Here is a 15,701-nt window from a genome sequence, read left to right on the forward strand (position 1 = left end):
AATTACAATGACAGAGAGACGTATGATTGGACCCACCAAATTCGAAGAGTACTCGGAGAAATACAAGGAATTCCTGTTAATGACCCGCCGTGACGGAATCCTTGAAGTGCGTCTTCACACGGGTGGAGATTCGTACACGCACAATTGGGAAGCTCATACCGCCTGGTCTCATGCCTGGTCAGATATTGGCCGTGACCCTGAGAACGAAGTCATGATTATTACGGGAACCGGGGATAAATGGCTGATTGGCGACCCTGAGGTCTGGAATACGAAATTCATGGACTGGCCGAAGCAAAAGAAGCTCGAACAGTATCATGAATCGCTGAGACTGCTTGAAAATCTGATCTTCTGCATTGACATTCCGACCATCGGGGCGGTAAACGGTCCGGGAACGCACTGTGAGCTCGCAACGCTCTGCGATATTACCATTTGTACGGAAGACGCGGACTTTTTCGATCCGCATTATCTGGGAGGCACGCCTCCGGGAGATGGAATGCTGCTCACACTGCAGAGCATGATCGGGTTCAAGAAAGCAGCCTACTACGCCTACACCGGCAAGAATATCAATGGTCAGACCGCACTGGATCTGGGTATCGTTAGTGAAGTCCTGCCCCGTGAAAAGCTTCTTCCGCGCGCATGGGAGCTGGCGGAGATGATCATGCAGGCACCGCGTTCAACAAGACATCTGTCTCACTCCATTATCTCCCGGCCATGGAAGCAGGCTCTGGTCGCCGATCAGGGATTCCAGCTTGCCCACCAGATGTACGATATGGCCATTGATGAAGAAGGAGCGCTGGAGCGGCTGAAGAAAATGCAGGGACGCCTGATGGGCAACGATGTTCAATAGAAAGATGACGGGACCTACCCGGCTCGAAGAGTACTCGGAGAAGTATAAGGACTTATTCCTCATGACCCGCCGCGGCGGCATCCTCGAAGTGCGTATGCACACTAACGGGGGACCGTTACAATTCGACTGGCCGGTCCAAGCCGCATATGGTCATGTATGGTCAGATATTGGCCGTGATCCTGAGAATGAGGTCATGATTCTAACAGGGACAGGAGAGCTGTGGCAGACCGGCACTCCTGAAGTCTGGAATACGAAATTCATGGATTGGCCGAATCGCCGGAAGCTGGAAATGTACCATGAATCACTCCGGATGATTGAAAATATGGTTCATTGCCTGGATATCCCCACGATTGGGGCGATCAATGGCACAGGCGCACACTGGCAATTGGGAACGCTCTGTGATATTACCATCTGTACGGAAGACACGGCCGTTTTCGATGCCCATTATCTGGGTGGTGTTCCGCCCGGAGATGGAATCGTCCTGGCACTTCAAAGGATACTTGGAACCAAGAAAGCGGCATACTATGCATACACGGGGATGAACATTACTGCAGAGGAGGCACTAGACCTCGGTCTGGTCAGTGAGGTATTGCCTCGTGAACAGCTTCTTCCACGGGCATGGGAGCTGGCAGAGCTGATCATGCAGGCCCCCCGCTCTACAAGGCATCTTACGCATTCGATTGTGGCGCACCCGTGGAAACAAGCTTTGGCAGAGAATCAAGGTCTTCAGCTTACTCACCAATTGGTTGACATGGCGATTGATGAAGAGGGGATTCATGAACGGCTGATGAAGCTTAAGGAACGTTTTCAGAGGAATGACAACTGAGAAGGGATAAGGGTGCTATGAGATCGTTGACTGAGCTATTTAAGATTGGCAGCGGACCGTCCAGCTCCCATACCATGGGACCGGAGAAAGCGGCCGGAATCTTCAAAGCAGAAAATGAAGACGCAGACCAGTTCAAGGCACGGATCTATGGTTCCCTTGCCAAAACAGGTAAAGGCCATATGACGGACAAGGCTATTATTCGGGCACTCTATCCCGTCCGGACGGAGGTTCAATTTGTTCCGCAGCCTGACTTTGATTTGCTTCATCCCAATACAATGGACTTGTTCGCTTACAAAGACGGTCAGCAAACAGCCTCCATGCGTGTTGCCAGTATCGGCGGCGGGGAGATCGTGATTGATGGGCGGGAGGAGACGCGGGGACCTGATGTCTACCCGGAGAACAGCTTTGCCGAGATCAGTGCCTATTGTAAAGCGAATCATATCCGCTTAAGCGATTACGTCGAGCAGCGTGAAGGCCTACAGATCTGGGAGTTCCTCCAAGGCATCTGGGAAGCGATGAAGCGGTCGATCGACGAAGGACTGTCTGTCACAGGTATTCTGGAGGGCGGCCTGAATGTCGAGCGCAAGGCGAAATATCTGTATCATCAGGGGACTGTGGATGAGAGCCCGGAGACGCGGGAGAACCGGATCGTCAGCGCGTACGCTTTTGCCGTCAATGAACAGAATGCGGCTGCCGGTACAGTCGTAACGGCTCCAACCTGCGGGGCCTGCGGTGTTGTACCCGCCTCGCTCCGTTATATGCAGGAGAAGCTGCAGGTCCCGGACGAACAGATTCTCCGGGCGCTGGCCGTCGGCGGGCTCATTGGCAATCTGGTCAAGCATAACGCCTCGATCAGCGGCGCTCAGTGCGGCTGCCAGGCGGAGGTGGGCACGGCTTGCTCTATGGCAGCGGCTGCACTGGCTGAACTGTCCGGGATGGAGATCGACCAGATTGAGTATGCGGCGGAGGTGGCCATGGAGCACCACCTGGGGTTAACGTGCGATCCGATTAACGGACTGGTTCAGATCCCTTGCATTGAGCGGAATGCGGTCGGTGCGATGCGGGCAATCCATGCGCTGAGTCTGGCCAAATTCTTGTCGGGTACCCGTAAAATATCCTTTGATCTGGTTGTTCAGACCATGTATCAGACAGGCTTAGATATGAACAGCAGGTACCGTGAAACTTCGGAAGGCGGGCTTGCTAAGTTCTACAACATGGGCAGTTAACTGATAATGATATCGCTATATACGAGGAACGTCCCTTGCTGCCGGTTGGCAATAGGGGCGTTTTTAATTGTGGTTATGTAAGCCAGATCTAAACGTCCGGGAAGAAGGGATTTGACTTAAGCGCGGCCTGAATGAGAAAATGTATGCGTGTACATCGAGTAGTCTATTCAGTGAGGAGGCACCAAATGAAACAGCTACGCATTGGAATGATAGGTTATAAATTCATGGGCAAGGCCCACAGCAACGCTTACCGCAGTCTGCCGATGTTCTTCCCCAAGGCAGTTAAGCCGCATATGTCGGTCATCTGCGGACGCAATGAGGAAGCAGTTACAGAGGCGGCAGCACAGCTTGGCTGGTCGGAGAGTGTGACTGACTGGAAGGAGCTGATCGCACGCAGCGATATTGATCTGGTCGATATTAATGCGCCAAGCAATGCCCATAAAGAGATTGCACTGGCGGCTGCGGCCGCAGGCAAGCATATCTTCTGCGAGAAGCCGCTGGCGCTGAATCTGGAGGATTCCCGCGAGATGCTGGAGGCTGCTGAAAAGGCTGGAATTGCGCATATGATTGGCTTCAACTACCGTTTCTCCCCGGCGGTGCGGCTGGCGAAACGTCTGATCGAGAGCGGCCGGCTGGGCACAATCTATCACTTCCGCGCGTGGTTCCTGCAGGACTGGATTCTGGACCCTGAGTTCCCGCTGGTCTGGAGGTTGCAGAAGGAGATTGCAGGCTCGGGATCGCATGGTGATCTGGGGGCGCATCTGATTGACCTGGCCCATTTCCTCGTAGGGGATGTGGAGGAGGTTATCGGGATGAGCGAGACCTTCGTCAAGGAGCGGCCGCTGGCAACGGAGATGACTGGTCTGAGTGCCAAGGCAGGCAAGGATGCGCCGCGCGGTCCGGTAACCGTGGATGATGCAACGCTGTTCCTGGCCCGCTTCAGCAGCGGTGCGCTGGGCAGCTTCGAGGCGACACGCTTCGCAGCCGGACACCGCTCGACCAATTCCTTCGAGATCAACGGCAGTCTGGGCAGTGTGAAGTTCGACTTCGAGCGGATGAATGAGCTGGAGGTGTATCTGACCTCGGATGACGAGGATGTGCAGGGCTTCCGCCGGGTACTAGCCACCGATCCGTCCCATGACTATGCGGAGGCCTGGTGGCCACCGGGCCACACCATCGGGTTCGAGCATACCTTCATCCATGAGATGCTGGAGCTGTCGAATGCCATTGAGGAAGGCCGTCAGCCGGAGCCGAACTTCAATGATGGCGTGAAATGCCAGGCAGTGCTTGAAGCGGTCGAGCGTTCGATTGAGCAGCGGCGCTGGGTGCAGGTATCAGAAATGTAAGGGAAGACAGTGAAACACCGCCGGCCGCTTGATGTCCGGCGGTGTTTTTTTGGGGATGTTAGTTGGCGAGGGTCCGTTAGCCGGATGTGTGTGGAAAACCGACCACAATTGGACGGTGAGTGGCGTGCGGGCCAAATGTAGTCGGAAAACCGACCACAATTGGACTGTGAGTGGCGTGCGGGCCAAATGTAGTCGGAAAACCGACCACAATTGAACTGTGAGTGGCGTGCGGGCCAAATGTAGTCGGAAAACCGACCACAATTGGACGGTGAGTGGCGTGCGGGCCAAATGTAGTCGGAAAACCGACCACAATTGGACTGTGAGTGGCGTGCGGGTCAAATGTAGTCGGAATACCGACCACAATTGGACTGTGCGCGCCACGTAAGCCTGATGGTCGGCTGGAGCACCCACTTGGATTTACTCTTGTTTCCGTGCCTGGGAAGGGGTTAGACCCTTGTACTGCTTGTACAGCTTGGTGAAGTAATTCGGATTGTCGCAGCCGACCCGGCCTGAGATCTCGGTAATCGTCAGATTGGTCTCCAGCAACAGCCGCTGCGCCTCATCCATTCTGCAGAAATTCACATAGTCGATGAACGTCCGCCCGGTGAGCTTTTTGAAGGTTTTGCAGAAATGAAAAGGGTTCAGATTCACGAACCTGGCAGCAGCCTCAATCGACATCTTCTGATCTGTGTGGTTCTCCAGGTGTTCCAGCAGCGGCTTGAAGCGCTCCCGGTGGATTGAATGGCGTTCACTGTGCTCCCGCTCGCTGCGCTGCCGGGCCGGGAAGGCCCGGGACATCAGGGTGAAGAACAGGTGCAGCTGATTCTTTACCACAAGCTGAAAAGCCGGCTGCTTCGCCTCCACTTCGGCAATCACCCGCTCCAGCAAATGATAATACGCGGCGCATTCAGGCTGCTGGGCGGCAGGCATAACCGGGAACTGATTCAGATTATTGAGGTACGGAGCAACAAATTGCTCATGCTGGGAATCCTGGTTCCGGTCCTTGAACAGCGAGGCATGGAATACAATCGAGACATATGACAGGTCACCGCTGCACTTGCTATAGCCGACATGAAGCCCTCCGGACGGCACCATCAGGACATCCCCCGGCCCGGCCTCATAAGGCTTGCTGTCCACATGAAAAATGGCGTGTCCTTCGCGCATAATGATGATCTCGAAATGCTCATGCCAGTGCAGAAACAGGATATTCTGTTCAGGCGACACCTCCCGGCAGGTGTTGAAGAACAGACGGAACGGATACGTTTTCTCTTCCAGCCTTGGATATTCCTTGAGTTCCTTCGGATAGGTCATCTTTATTCAACTCCCGCAAGATTCAGCTAGTTTAGCACAAGATAAGTAGAGATTTTGCCCAATATGAGCGATATACTAGGAATGTTGCATTAACTATAAACCAATATTGGAGTGGCATACAAGATGCAGGATACATTAAGAATTGGAACATTGGTTGGGGGCGGGGATGCAGTCAAAGTCATTCCGCAGATTATTGGACATGGCTTCGAATCCTTCAGCTTAACCTTTTGGCAGACTACAGGAACTACTGATTTGGCAGAAACAGCGTCACGGGTGCGTGAACTGGCTGCAGAGCATGATTTCACAATTTCTTCAATCGGCATATTCGGGAATCCGCTTACAGGAACAGGCGACAATGCGGATACGGTGGCCAGCTGGGAACGGCTGATCGACCATGCCCATTTGTTCGGGACGGACCTGGTCTCCGGCTTCACCGGACGTCTGCCCGGCGTATCTATAGATGAGTCGATTCCGAAGTTCGCTGAGGTGTTCGGTGAGCTGTCGAAGCGGGCGGCGGAGCGCGGAGTCAAGATCGCTTTTGAGAATTGCTCGATGGATGGGAACTGGCAGGCAGGGGACTGGAATATTGCGCATAACCCTACAGCCTGGGAGAAAATGTTCAACGCGGTCAATGCCGATAATCTCGGCCTGGAATGGGAGCCCTGCCACCAGATGGTGCAGCTGATTGACCCGATCCCGCAGCTGCGCAAATGGACGGACAAGATTTTCCATGTCCACGGCAAAGACGCAACTATCGCTTGGGATATTATTAAGGAATACGGAATCCACGGGCCTAAGCCGTATGTATGGCACCGGACGCCGGGCTTCGGGGATACGAACTGGACAGATGTGATCTCGATTCTCCGTCAAGCTGGATACAAGGGCACGATTGATATTGAAGGCTGGCATGACCCTGTCTATCGTGACGATCTGGAGATGACCGGTCAGGTTCATGCACTGAATTATCTCAAAACCTGCCGGGGCGGCAGCTTCATCCCGAACCCGGTGTAACTGGAGGAAAGAGTGATGACAGCAGGACATCGTGTGGTTGTGGCGGGCTGCGGGGCAATGGCTAATGAGTGGATTACCTATGCACTGAAGCATACTGATGAAATAGAGATTGTAGCGCTCGTGGATATCCGGCGGGAGTCCGCTCAGGCCATGGCAGAGAAGCACGGGCTTACTTGCCCGGTATTTACTGAAGTGGAGCAGGCAATTGCGGATACAGCGGCTAATCTGGTATTTGATGTGACGGTGCCGGCCAGCCATTACAATATTGCCAGCAGTGCGCTTGAGGCTGGTTGCCATGTGTTCGCGGAAAAGCCGCTGGCGGAGACGATGGAGCAGTGCAATTCGATCGTTAGCATCGCTGAACGTACCGGCAGGAGCCATGCGGTGATGCAGAACCGCCGGTATGATCCGCGCATCCGCTCTTTGCGGGAGCTGATCACTTCAGGGGCTATAGGGCGGACAGGCTCAATCAGCGCGAATTTCTTTCTGGCTCCGCATTTCGGCGGCTTCCGGGATGCGATGGACAGCCCTTTGCTGCTGGATATGGCGATCCACACCTTCGATCAGGCCCGCTATATCAGCGGCGCTAATCCGGTAAGTGTGTATTGCCAGGAGTTCAATCCGCCGGGATCGTGGTATGCAGGGAATGCGGCGGCGGTCTGTATTTTTGAAATGTCGGACGGCTCCGTGTTCTGCTATCAAGGCTCATGGTGTGCGGAAGGTGCGCCTACGTCCTGGGAAGCTTCTTGGCGGGTTCAAGGTGAAAAGGGTGCTGCGATCTGGGATGGCCGGGATCTGCCATATGCCGAGGTGATTAGTGCCGGGAGTGAACACTCCGGCCAGTTCCTCCATGAATTCGAGCGGGTGGAAGCGCCGGAGGTACAGATGGAGGAGACTTTCCATCAGGGCTGTCTCGATGAAATGTTCCGTTCGCTGGCCGAGGGCCGTCCCGCCGAGACAGATTGCCGCGATAACCGCTACAGCATGGCCATGGTGCTGGGCGCTCTGGAGAGTGCGCGGACTGGCCGCAAGCTTAGTATTGCCGAATTCATAGAGGGCGCTGAGCTGGCGGGGAGTAAGGGGTAGGGGATTTTAGCAGAAGAAGCAAAATGGAATGCAAAAAGGCATGGGGAAAGCCCCATGCCTTTTCTTTTACCGCCGTCTTCTCAATTCTGGTTATTTATCCGTCCCCAGTAACAAGTTCACAACCGTATCCAGCTGCTGCTCCAAAGAATAGGGGTCCTCCATGACGAATTCATCATGATAATTATCCCCATATAAAAATACTTTGCCCTTCTTCACAGCAGGTACACTTTTCCATATATCACTTTCCATTGCTTGGTTCGTAATCTCAGCATCGCCATTATAGACAAAGATATAATCACCTAAGTATTCAGGAAGCACCTCAAGCGAGATTGATTCGAACCCCTCTTTCATATGTAAGGCACTTTCTGTTGGAGGCAGCTGCAGCATTTCGTAGATAGTGGAGGAACCATAATTTCCGCCCGTTGCTGCTAACACATATACTGTTTTTTCGGCAAACTGAACGATGGATACCGTCTCCCCTTCCTTGATGACGTTAGATACCTTTGACCTTGCTTCAACAACCTTCTGTTCGTATTCCGCAATCCAATCCTCAGCCTGCTGTTCTTTTCCGAATATCGAGGCTACTCGTCTGAATTTATCAAGTGGCCCGGCTGTTGACAACTCTTCCCAGTATGGCAGAAAAACAGTGGTGCCGATCTTCTCGTATTGGTCAACGTAATCTTCGATGGAACCGATAATGAGGTCTGGCTCCAGCATGGTCAATTTCTCCAGATTCATCGGGAATTCCCCTAAATCTTCGATCGTATCGAGTGTTTCTTGTGGAATCTCCGCCTTGTCCATCCAGCCTTCGTCGAGCATGAATGTTCTTGCCCCGATAGGGACAATGCCCAGCTTCAATAAATGACCCATATATTGGTCTGCCGCGACTTTTACCGGCTCTGCGGGTACTTCAATGTCTCCTCTTGGCGTGGATACGATCCGCGTCTTCGGACTTTCTTCTGAGGCAATCGGAGTTGCCTGATTAACTTTATTGTTTGCGTTGCCTGAATTCTTCGCCGCTGTGTTCGTGCCGTTGGAGCAAGCGCTGAGCAGCAGGGAGCCGCACAGCAGGATTGCAGCCATGGCTACAGATCTGGTTGGTTTTGATGTAAACATATGTATTTCCCCTTTGTCCGTATTATGATAATGATTATCATTATTAATATACAGATCAGTAACATTATCAGAAATAGAGGATGTGGGGAAGTTTAATGGACTTTCAGCAACTTTGTGCTGCAGCAGCTCGCTATTTCTATGATAAGCAGGGGCTACACCCTTACGCTTTTTATAAATCCTGCTGAAATAATACACGTCTTTATACCCGACACTCGCCGCAATCTCCCCGACTGAAGCATTAGTTGTCATTAGAAGCTCTGATGCAAGGTCAAGCCGGTAGCGGATTAAGTAATCAATCGGACTGACGCCTGTATGCTCTTTAAATAAGGATGACAAGTGATAAGCGCTGAAATTGAACACTTCCGCAAGTGAGTCTAAGGTAACGGGTTCCGCATAATACTCCCGGATATAAGTGATTACCTGCACTGCAACAGAAGTTGTTCTGACCTCGGTCTCATGCTCATGCAGGCGCAATTCCTTTAACGTCAGATGAACGAATTGGTAAAAAAGTGCTTTTACATGAAGACGCTCTTCCGGCTGATCCCATTTCTGATGCATCTGCTGAATTTTGTTATAGAGTAAAAGCGGAGCCTCAGGGCTAAAGCAATACTGCTCTTGAAGAGGATTCGCTTCATGGAGCAAGGCTTTGTAGTAAATGATATAGTAAATAAATTTATCTTTTATGGGAACGATGCTTAGGATGGCCCCTTTGCCGCTATGTAAAAGTTGAAATCCTGTCCAAGCAAATTCAGCCTGGTCTGACTGAACTTGTGCGCTTCCTTGTACCGATAGCAAAAATATATTGGCAGGTATTATAAATGGAGGAAGAACTTCGCCTTGGGCTAACTCCTTCTGCCGGATATCCACCAGTGTAATTGCAGCCTGATCCCAAAGTAATAATTGATTGCTGATGTGCATGATGCGATATTCCCCTCCGTTATCTGTCTACTCCTCATTTTAAATGATAACCATTATCAATGACAGTCTGAATAATACTTGTTACATTAAAAGTCACATAACTCCATATCTTTCTAACATCGCTGTATTCCAGATTCTTGCAATGAAGATTAGAATAAATAGCAGATAGTGGATGTGACTAACAAGGGGTGATCTCGATGGATGAGCGGTTAAGAGTTGTGATTGGGAGCGGCGGAAGTCTGCATAACCAGGGGTGGCTGCATACGGAGGAGAGGGAGCTTAATCTTTTGCAAGAAGAACAGTGGGCTGTTAGGTTCAAGAAAAACTCCATACAAGCAATCCTTGCGGAGCATGTCTGGGAGCATCTGACGTATGAGGAGGGGATACAGGCGGCAAAAATCTGCTATCCTTATCTGGCATCTGGCGGGTATATCCGCTGTGCTGTGCCGGATGGGTATTTTCCGGATGAAGCTTATCAGAAAATTGTACAGGTCGGAGGACCGGGTCCCCTGGATCATCCCGCGGCGTCTCACCGCATCGTACATAATTACAATACCCTGCGAGGCATGTTCACGGCTGGCGGCTTCGAGGTCAAACTGCTGGAGTATTGCGATGAATCCGGGAAGTTTCATTATAACTACTGGGATGAAGGCGGAGGGTTTATCTACCGCTCCAGGCGCTTCGACCACCGCAATACAGCGGAGAGGCTTGGCTTTGTCTCCCTGATTGTGGATGCAGTTAAGGTGTGAAAATAACATCCGCCGCCAGCAAAAAGGCTGATCTCCCCAGCACAATGCGCTGCATCGAGATCAGCCTGTACTCCAATCGGCCAGCCCGGGCTAGAAGCCCCGGTATTGCGGTTCTTCCTTTTCCAGCTCAGTTACGCGTCCTTCTACCTGCTGAACAATCTGCTGAGTCTGCTCGGCGGCATTGGTAAATAGGGTCTTGGCTTCTTCATTTTGCGTTTCCATGGCGAATTGCTCCAGGCTGGCCTGGGCGCTTTTTAGCGAAGCTACGCACGTCTTGACTTGTGAGGCGACAGTCATCGGTATACCCTCCTCCATATCATAGAAATGGATCATCATCCACGGACTCTAGTATCTGCATTCCTGCAGCTCATATTCTGGAAAATCACTCCAGCCTCACGAGAGCATAATCAGCCGGCACGAAATCTTGTGGTTAATTCACCCCTGGTTTGACAAATACTGAAGCAGAATGCCTGAGCACACAGAGCATGAAATATCACAATATAGGGGGTTATTCGAATGCCTGAAGCGCTGGAGGTTGTCTTGCGGACCTTGTTTGCTGTGGTCGTAATGTTTTTTCTAACCAAGATACTCGGCAAACGGCAGGTTTCGCAGCTGTCTTTTTTTGAATATATTACGGGAATTACGGTGGGGAGCTTGGCTGCTTATATCTCGCTGGACACGGATAAGACCTGGCATCTGGGCCTGATTGCCTTAGGCGTCTGGGTTGCCTGTTCACTGGGCATCGAATATCTGCAAATTAAGAGTAAGAAAGCCCGGGATTTCATTGACTTCAAATCAACGGTACTAATTAAGGACGGCAAGATTCTCGAGAATAATATGAAAAAAGAGCGTCTGAGCGTCGACGAGCTGCTGGAGGAATTGCGTAAAAAGGATGTCTTCAAGGTGGCCGATGTGGAATTTGCGATTATGGAATCGGATGGTGCGATTAACGTGCTTTTGACCAAGGAGAATCAGCCCTTCACCCCCAAGGATCTGGGAATCAAGGTTGCACCGGAGAAGGAAACGCTCGCTGTAATTATGGATGGTGAGATTCTGGACGAGCCTCTGGATACGCTGAATCTGTCCCGGAAGTGGCTGCAGACCGAGCTGGAAAAGCTGAATCTGACCGTGAAGGATGTTTTCCTCGGGCAGGTAGACTCTTATGGTGAGCTTACCGTGGATCTCTATGCTGACAAAGTCAAGGTGCCGCAGCCGCAGGATAAACCTCAGCTGTATGCGCTGCTGAAGAAATGTGAAGCCGATCTGGAGCTGTTCGGTCTGTCCACCAAGAACAAAGCGGCGAAGCAAATGTACGGAAATTGTTCAGAGCAATTGCAGGAGCTGCTGCAGAAGCTGAAGCCTTTTATCCAGAACTGACAGCATGAGCAGTTTCACAAGCAGGAGCCGGTGATCCGGCTTCTTTGGGCATGTCCGGGCATAAATCCAGGAACGAGCTGGAATACTAAGGCAGAATCCCCACTACCGGAAGGAGGCTGCCAGATTGCCTGATCAGGATATGCTGGAGTTAATCAAGGAGCAGCTGACAGATTGCAGCGATGCGGTCTACCAGTCTATTAATGTCTACGGGCATTCCTGTATGCTGATCTATATTCCTTCCATCGTGGATACCCTTAGCCTGCAGGAATTTGTCGCCACGCCCCTGAAGGCAGAAGCCAATGCGGAGCCGCACTGGGCGGATTTCATGGAGCGTCTGGATCACGGATCTGCATTCGCGATTCCTTATATCAAGGCCTATCATCCCGGCCGGGTGGTGGAGCTGATCGTCAGCGGGAATCCTGTACTCAGCATCGCAGGTTTGCCGTATGTGTATTATTTTGAGATTGCCCACTATCAGAAAAGGGCGGTGTCCGAATCACAGAACGAGCTGGTGGTGATCGGGCCGCAGGAAGCTTTTATCGAGGATATTCAGACGAATCTCTCGCTGCTGCGCCACAAGATCAAGCATGCGGATCTGAAGACCAAGCATTTCGCTATCGGCAAATATACTAAGACCGATGTATATCTGGTCTATCTCGAAGGGCTCTGCAAGCCGGAAATTCTGGCGGAAATGGAACAGAAGCTGGGCAGTCTCGATGTGGACGGAATTCTGGGCATCAGCTATCTGGCGGAGCATATGTCCCGGGAGCAATTCTCCCCTTTTCCGATCTATCAATATACGGAACGCCCTGACTCTGTCGCCGCCTCGCTCATGGAAGGCAGAGTCGGCATTCTGCAGGACGGCACACCGTCCGCTTTGCTGGCGCCGGTAACCTTTTTTGCGCTGCTGCAGTCCTCAGAGGATTATTACCAGAGCTTCTATGCCGGCAGCTGGATCCGGCTGGTCCGCCTTTTTTTCTCGCTGATCTCGATGATACTGCCGTCATTATATGTCGCCATTACAACCTTTCACTCACAGATCATTCCCTCTGATCTGCTGATAACGATAGCTGCGGCCCGCGAGAATATCCCGTTCACTGCCCTGACGGAGGCGCTGATTATGGAGCTTACGTTCGAAGCCCTGCGTGAAGCCGGGACCCGTATTCCGAAGCCAGTGGGTCAGACTGTCTCCATTATCGGAGGTATCGTTATCGGACAGGCGGCGGTCCAGGCGGGAATTGTCTCGGCACCGATGGTCATTGTAGTATCCATTACCGGGATCGCTTCGTACATCATTCCGCATCTGGAGCTTGGACTGACTTTCAGGCTGCTGCGCTTTGTGCTGCTCATTCTGGGCGGAACCTTGGGACTGATTGGTGTCTTTATTGCGGTATTTATGATCTATGGGCATTTAGCCCATCTCCGGTCATTTGGCTCACCCTACCTGCAGCCGCTGGCGCCGCTTGTTTTTGAAGACTGGAGAGATACCTTGTTTCGCGTCCCCTCTCAGTATATGAATAAGCGGAGCAGCTCTTTTACCGACAGCACAAATAAAAGGAGGCAGAAGCCATGAGAGCCGTCAAGCTGGGCTTGGCACTGCTGCTGCTCTTCAATCTGACCGGCTGCTGGTCCAAAACAGAGCTTGATAAATTGACCTTTATCTATGGAATATTCATTGACCAAGGGAAGGAGCCGGGTACCGTTGAAGTCACAATCAGCTCGCCTCTGCCGAACCGTCTGATGTCAGGGACCCAGGGAGGGAGCGGCGCGTCTGACGGCAAGGCATATTCGATGATCACCAAGACAGCCAAAACTATACCGGAAGCAGTAATCCTGATTCAGAAGGATCTGTCCCGCAAGATTGAGATTTCCCATATCAAGATTGTTGTCGTGGGGAAGGAGTATGCAAGGGAAGGCATTGGGGAAATGCTTGAATGGTTCAAAAGGCAGCCGGAGATCCCCCTGGGAACCTTCATCATGGCTGCACCCGGCAAAGCCAGCGAGATTCCCAAATTGTCTCCGATCTTCGAACAGTTACCGGATCAGGTACTCAGCAATATTGCCCAAGAAAACCTCCTGTTCAGCACTACGATCAGAGACTGCATGCTCTCGGAGGCCTCGCATATGGGGTATGCCATGGATTATTTATCCTTTGGACTAAAGAGTGATAACGCTGAGAAGAAGGAGGAGTACTGGGTTGGGGTCGGCGGCGTAATGCTGTTCCAGGAGTTGAAGATGAGAGGTCTGATGAATGTCAGTGAAGGCAGAGCCTTGGCCTGGGCTGCTGGGAATCTCGCCGGACAAATCGCGTTCCCGGTATATTCGATAGACTGGGATGATGACGGCTCAGGAGCTGCAAATGCAATCTTCCTCAGGAACACCGCAGCTTCCTCCGTAAGCATGACCCCGGAAGGTCCGTTGTTTCATGTGAAAATAAAAGGACACGCCAGCATCACCTACTTCAAGGATTCCGAGCACCGCGATGCGAACAAGCTCAGCCCCCTGCTGCTGAGCAAGCTTGAACAGAAGGTGGCCGGAGAAATCACGGCTGCCCTTGACCGTATTCGGCAGGAGGGTGTGGATGTGCTGCATTTGGGTATGCTGGTGGAATGGAATTATCCGGCGGAATGGAAGAAGCTGCGGGAGCGCTGGAAAGACTACTATACCTCGGAAGCCCGGATTAAGGTGACCGCGAAATTCGTTATCGAGGATTTCGGTTCAGAAAAATAAGGGGAAGAACATTATGCAGACATCGAAATGGCAAATCACCAGGTTCTCAATCGTATATCTGGGCTCCCAGAGTACCATGTTTCTAGTTCCCGGCCTCATTGAATCCTCCGGCTATCAGGGGTGGATCGGGATTGTGGCCGGCTGTGCCCTGGCGCTGATTCCGCTGTTCTTCACCGTTCAGCTCGGGAAGCTGAAGCCCGGGACGGGCTGGGTGGATTTCGGAGCAGAGATTACGGGGAAGTGGATGCACCGGGTTATAGTCCTTCTGCTGCTATGCTGGTGTGTTTACTATGCTTCGTATGATATCGAGAATTTTGTTCTGTTCTTCGGATCTAACTATCTGCGCGGAACACCGCCGCTGCTGATTCAGCTCCTTATAGGACTGGTCATTATGTACACGGCTCATCTCGGAGTCACCTCTATAGTGTATATGTCTGACGGCATATCGATTATTTTCGTAGGTTCGACGCTGCTGAGCATCTATCTGTTCATCCAGCATGCCAATTACGCCATTCTCCCGGCGTTTCTCCATTACCATGATCCGTTCATCGCCTTCAAGGACTCGTTAACCGTCATGTCCTGGCTGGGGGAATGGGTGGTGTTCCTGTTTGTTGCCCCGGAGCTCAAAATCAGCAAGAGCACCATGAAAAAGCTGGCTCTTGGGGGTATGTGCGTCATGCTGACGATTCTGCTGGGCTGGGTGATGACCCTGCTGAATTTCGGAGCCTATCTGGGCAAAGAGCTGGCGTTCCCCTATCTGCAGCTCGTCCGCAGCTCGTCCAACAACGAGCTTCTGGGCAATTCCGATCCCCTGCTGATCGGAATCTGGTCCGCCTCTATGTTCATTCACAGTTCATTTCTGATCTATGTAGCGAGTAAATGTGCTGCATATCTTATCGGCCAGAGAGCGAAGAAGCTGCTGATTCCCGGCCTGACAGTCTGCTCTGTAACGATTGCCTATCTCTATTCCAGAAATCTGGCCCGGTATGATCACGACTATTACTCTTTCAATATAGCTCTTGTGTGGCTGATTGTAGAGTTTATTCCGATGTACTATTTCTTTGCGTTAATGCTCCGGAAGAAGCGGCAGCCACAGGCATAAGCCAGGGCTGCAATTTCTGCTATTATATAATGTAGGCGCTTTCTGGTATGATTAGT

Annotated in this window: 14 protein-coding genes; 11 read left to right on the forward strand and 3 right to left on the reverse strand. The window is 51.8% G+C overall.

From position 1 onward, the window contains the following. Positions 1–7 precede the first annotated feature (7 nt). From NST26_RS14670 to NST26_RS14685, 4 genes are all read left to right on the forward strand, one after another. Positions 8–847, forward strand: coding sequence for an enoyl-CoA hydratase/isomerase family protein (locus tag NST26_RS14670; RefSeq protein ID WP_036728762.1), 840 nt, complete (start codon positions 8–10; stop codon positions 845–847). Beyond that, complete coding sequence (locus NST26_RS14675; RefSeq protein WP_340953233.1) at positions 837–1,673, forward strand: enoyl-CoA hydratase/isomerase family protein; 837 nt, start codon at positions 837–839, stop codon at positions 1,671–1,673. The genes NST26_RS14670 and NST26_RS14675 overlap by 11 nt, the downstream gene beginning before the upstream one ends. A 17-nt stretch (positions 1,674–1,690) precedes the next feature. Beyond that, positions 1,691–2,899: an L-serine ammonia-lyase, iron-sulfur-dependent, subunit alpha gene (locus NST26_RS14680; protein ID WP_340953232.1), complete on the forward strand. Its 1,209-nt coding sequence runs from the start codon at positions 1,691–1,693 to the stop codon at positions 2,897–2,899. A gap of 185 nt (positions 2,900–3,084) precedes the next feature. Next, positions 3,085–4,245, forward strand: coding sequence for a Gfo/Idh/MocA family protein (locus NST26_RS14685; protein WP_340979312.1), 1,161 nt, complete (start codon positions 3,085–3,087; stop codon positions 4,243–4,245). Positions 4,246–4,662: 417 nt separating this feature from the next. Here the strand turns inward: NST26_RS14685 and NST26_RS14690 are convergent, their stop codons facing one another. Continuing rightward, a complete protein-coding gene (locus NST26_RS14690; RefSeq protein ID WP_339256442.1) occupies positions 4,663–5,556 on the reverse strand; it encodes a helix-turn-helix transcriptional regulator in 894 nt (297 codons plus the stop codon). A 123-nt stretch (positions 5,557–5,679) separates the two neighbouring features. On the opposite strand from NST26_RS14690, the gene NST26_RS14695 reads away from it, so the two are divergent. Together NST26_RS14695 and NST26_RS14700 are read left to right on the forward strand one after the other, a co-directional pair. Then, a complete protein-coding gene (locus tag NST26_RS14695) occupies positions 5,680–6,567 on the forward strand; it encodes a sugar phosphate isomerase/epimerase family protein (RefSeq protein ID WP_339256444.1) in 888 nt (295 codons plus the stop codon). 15 nt (positions 6,568–6,582) lie between these two features. Further along, on the forward strand, positions 6,583–7,653 hold the full coding sequence (locus tag NST26_RS14700; protein WP_339256445.1) for a Gfo/Idh/MocA family protein: 1,071 nt from the start codon (positions 6,583–6,585) through the stop codon (positions 7,651–7,653). Positions 7,654–7,743: 90 nt separating this feature from the next. On the opposite strand, the gene NST26_RS14705 is transcribed toward NST26_RS14700, so the two are convergent. Then, positions 7,744–9,687: an AraC family transcriptional regulator gene (locus NST26_RS14705; RefSeq protein ID WP_340979313.1), complete on the reverse strand. Its 1,944-nt coding sequence runs from the start codon at positions 9,685–9,687 to the stop codon at positions 7,744–7,746. A gap of 197 nt (positions 9,688–9,884) precedes the next feature. On the opposite strand from NST26_RS14705, the gene NST26_RS14710 reads away from it, so the two are divergent. Then, positions 9,885–10,436: a class I SAM-dependent methyltransferase gene (locus tag NST26_RS14710; RefSeq protein WP_340953223.1), complete on the forward strand. Its 552-nt coding sequence runs from the start codon at positions 9,885–9,887 to the stop codon at positions 10,434–10,436. A gap of 90 nt (positions 10,437–10,526) precedes the next feature. Here NST26_RS14710 and NST26_RS14715 read toward each other — a convergent pair whose 3' ends face one another. Beyond that, the gene (locus NST26_RS14715) at positions 10,527–10,733 is read right to left on the reverse strand and encodes a DUF1657 domain-containing protein (RefSeq protein WP_036728736.1); all 207 of its coding nucleotides are present in this window, start codon (positions 10,731–10,733) and stop codon (positions 10,527–10,529) included. A 219-nt stretch (positions 10,734–10,952) separates the two neighbouring features. Between NST26_RS14715 and NST26_RS14720 the strand changes: the two genes are divergently transcribed. The 4 genes from NST26_RS14720 (at position 10,953) to NST26_RS14735 (ending at position 15,645) form a co-directional block, all read left to right on the forward strand. Next, positions 10,953–11,813, forward strand: a complete 861-nt coding sequence (locus tag NST26_RS14720) for a DUF421 domain-containing protein (RefSeq protein ID WP_036728733.1) — start codon at positions 10,953–10,955, stop codon at positions 11,811–11,813. Between the two features lie 139 nt (positions 11,814–11,952). Beyond that, positions 11,953–13,386, forward strand: coding sequence for a spore germination protein (locus NST26_RS14725; protein ID WP_445323369.1), 1,434 nt, complete (start codon positions 11,953–11,955; stop codon positions 13,384–13,386). Then, positions 13,383–14,543 (forward strand): Ger(x)C family spore germination protein, encoded by a 1,161-nt coding sequence (locus NST26_RS14730; protein ID WP_340979315.1) that lies wholly within the window; start codon positions 13,383–13,385, stop codon positions 14,541–14,543. Before NST26_RS14725 ends, NST26_RS14730 begins: the two co-directional genes overlap by 4 nt. 13 nt (positions 14,544–14,556) lie before the next feature. After that, positions 14,557–15,645, forward strand: a complete 1,089-nt coding sequence (locus NST26_RS14735) for a GerAB/ArcD/ProY family transporter (RefSeq protein ID WP_340979316.1) — start codon at positions 14,557–14,559, stop codon at positions 15,643–15,645. Positions 15,646–15,701: the final 56 nt, after the last annotated feature.

This window comes from Paenibacillus sp. FSL R7-0128 (assembly GCF_038002245.1).
In the GTDB taxonomy this organism is placed as follows: Bacteria; Bacillota; Bacilli; order Paenibacillales; family Paenibacillaceae; genus Paenibacillus_AQ; species Paenibacillus_AQ silagei.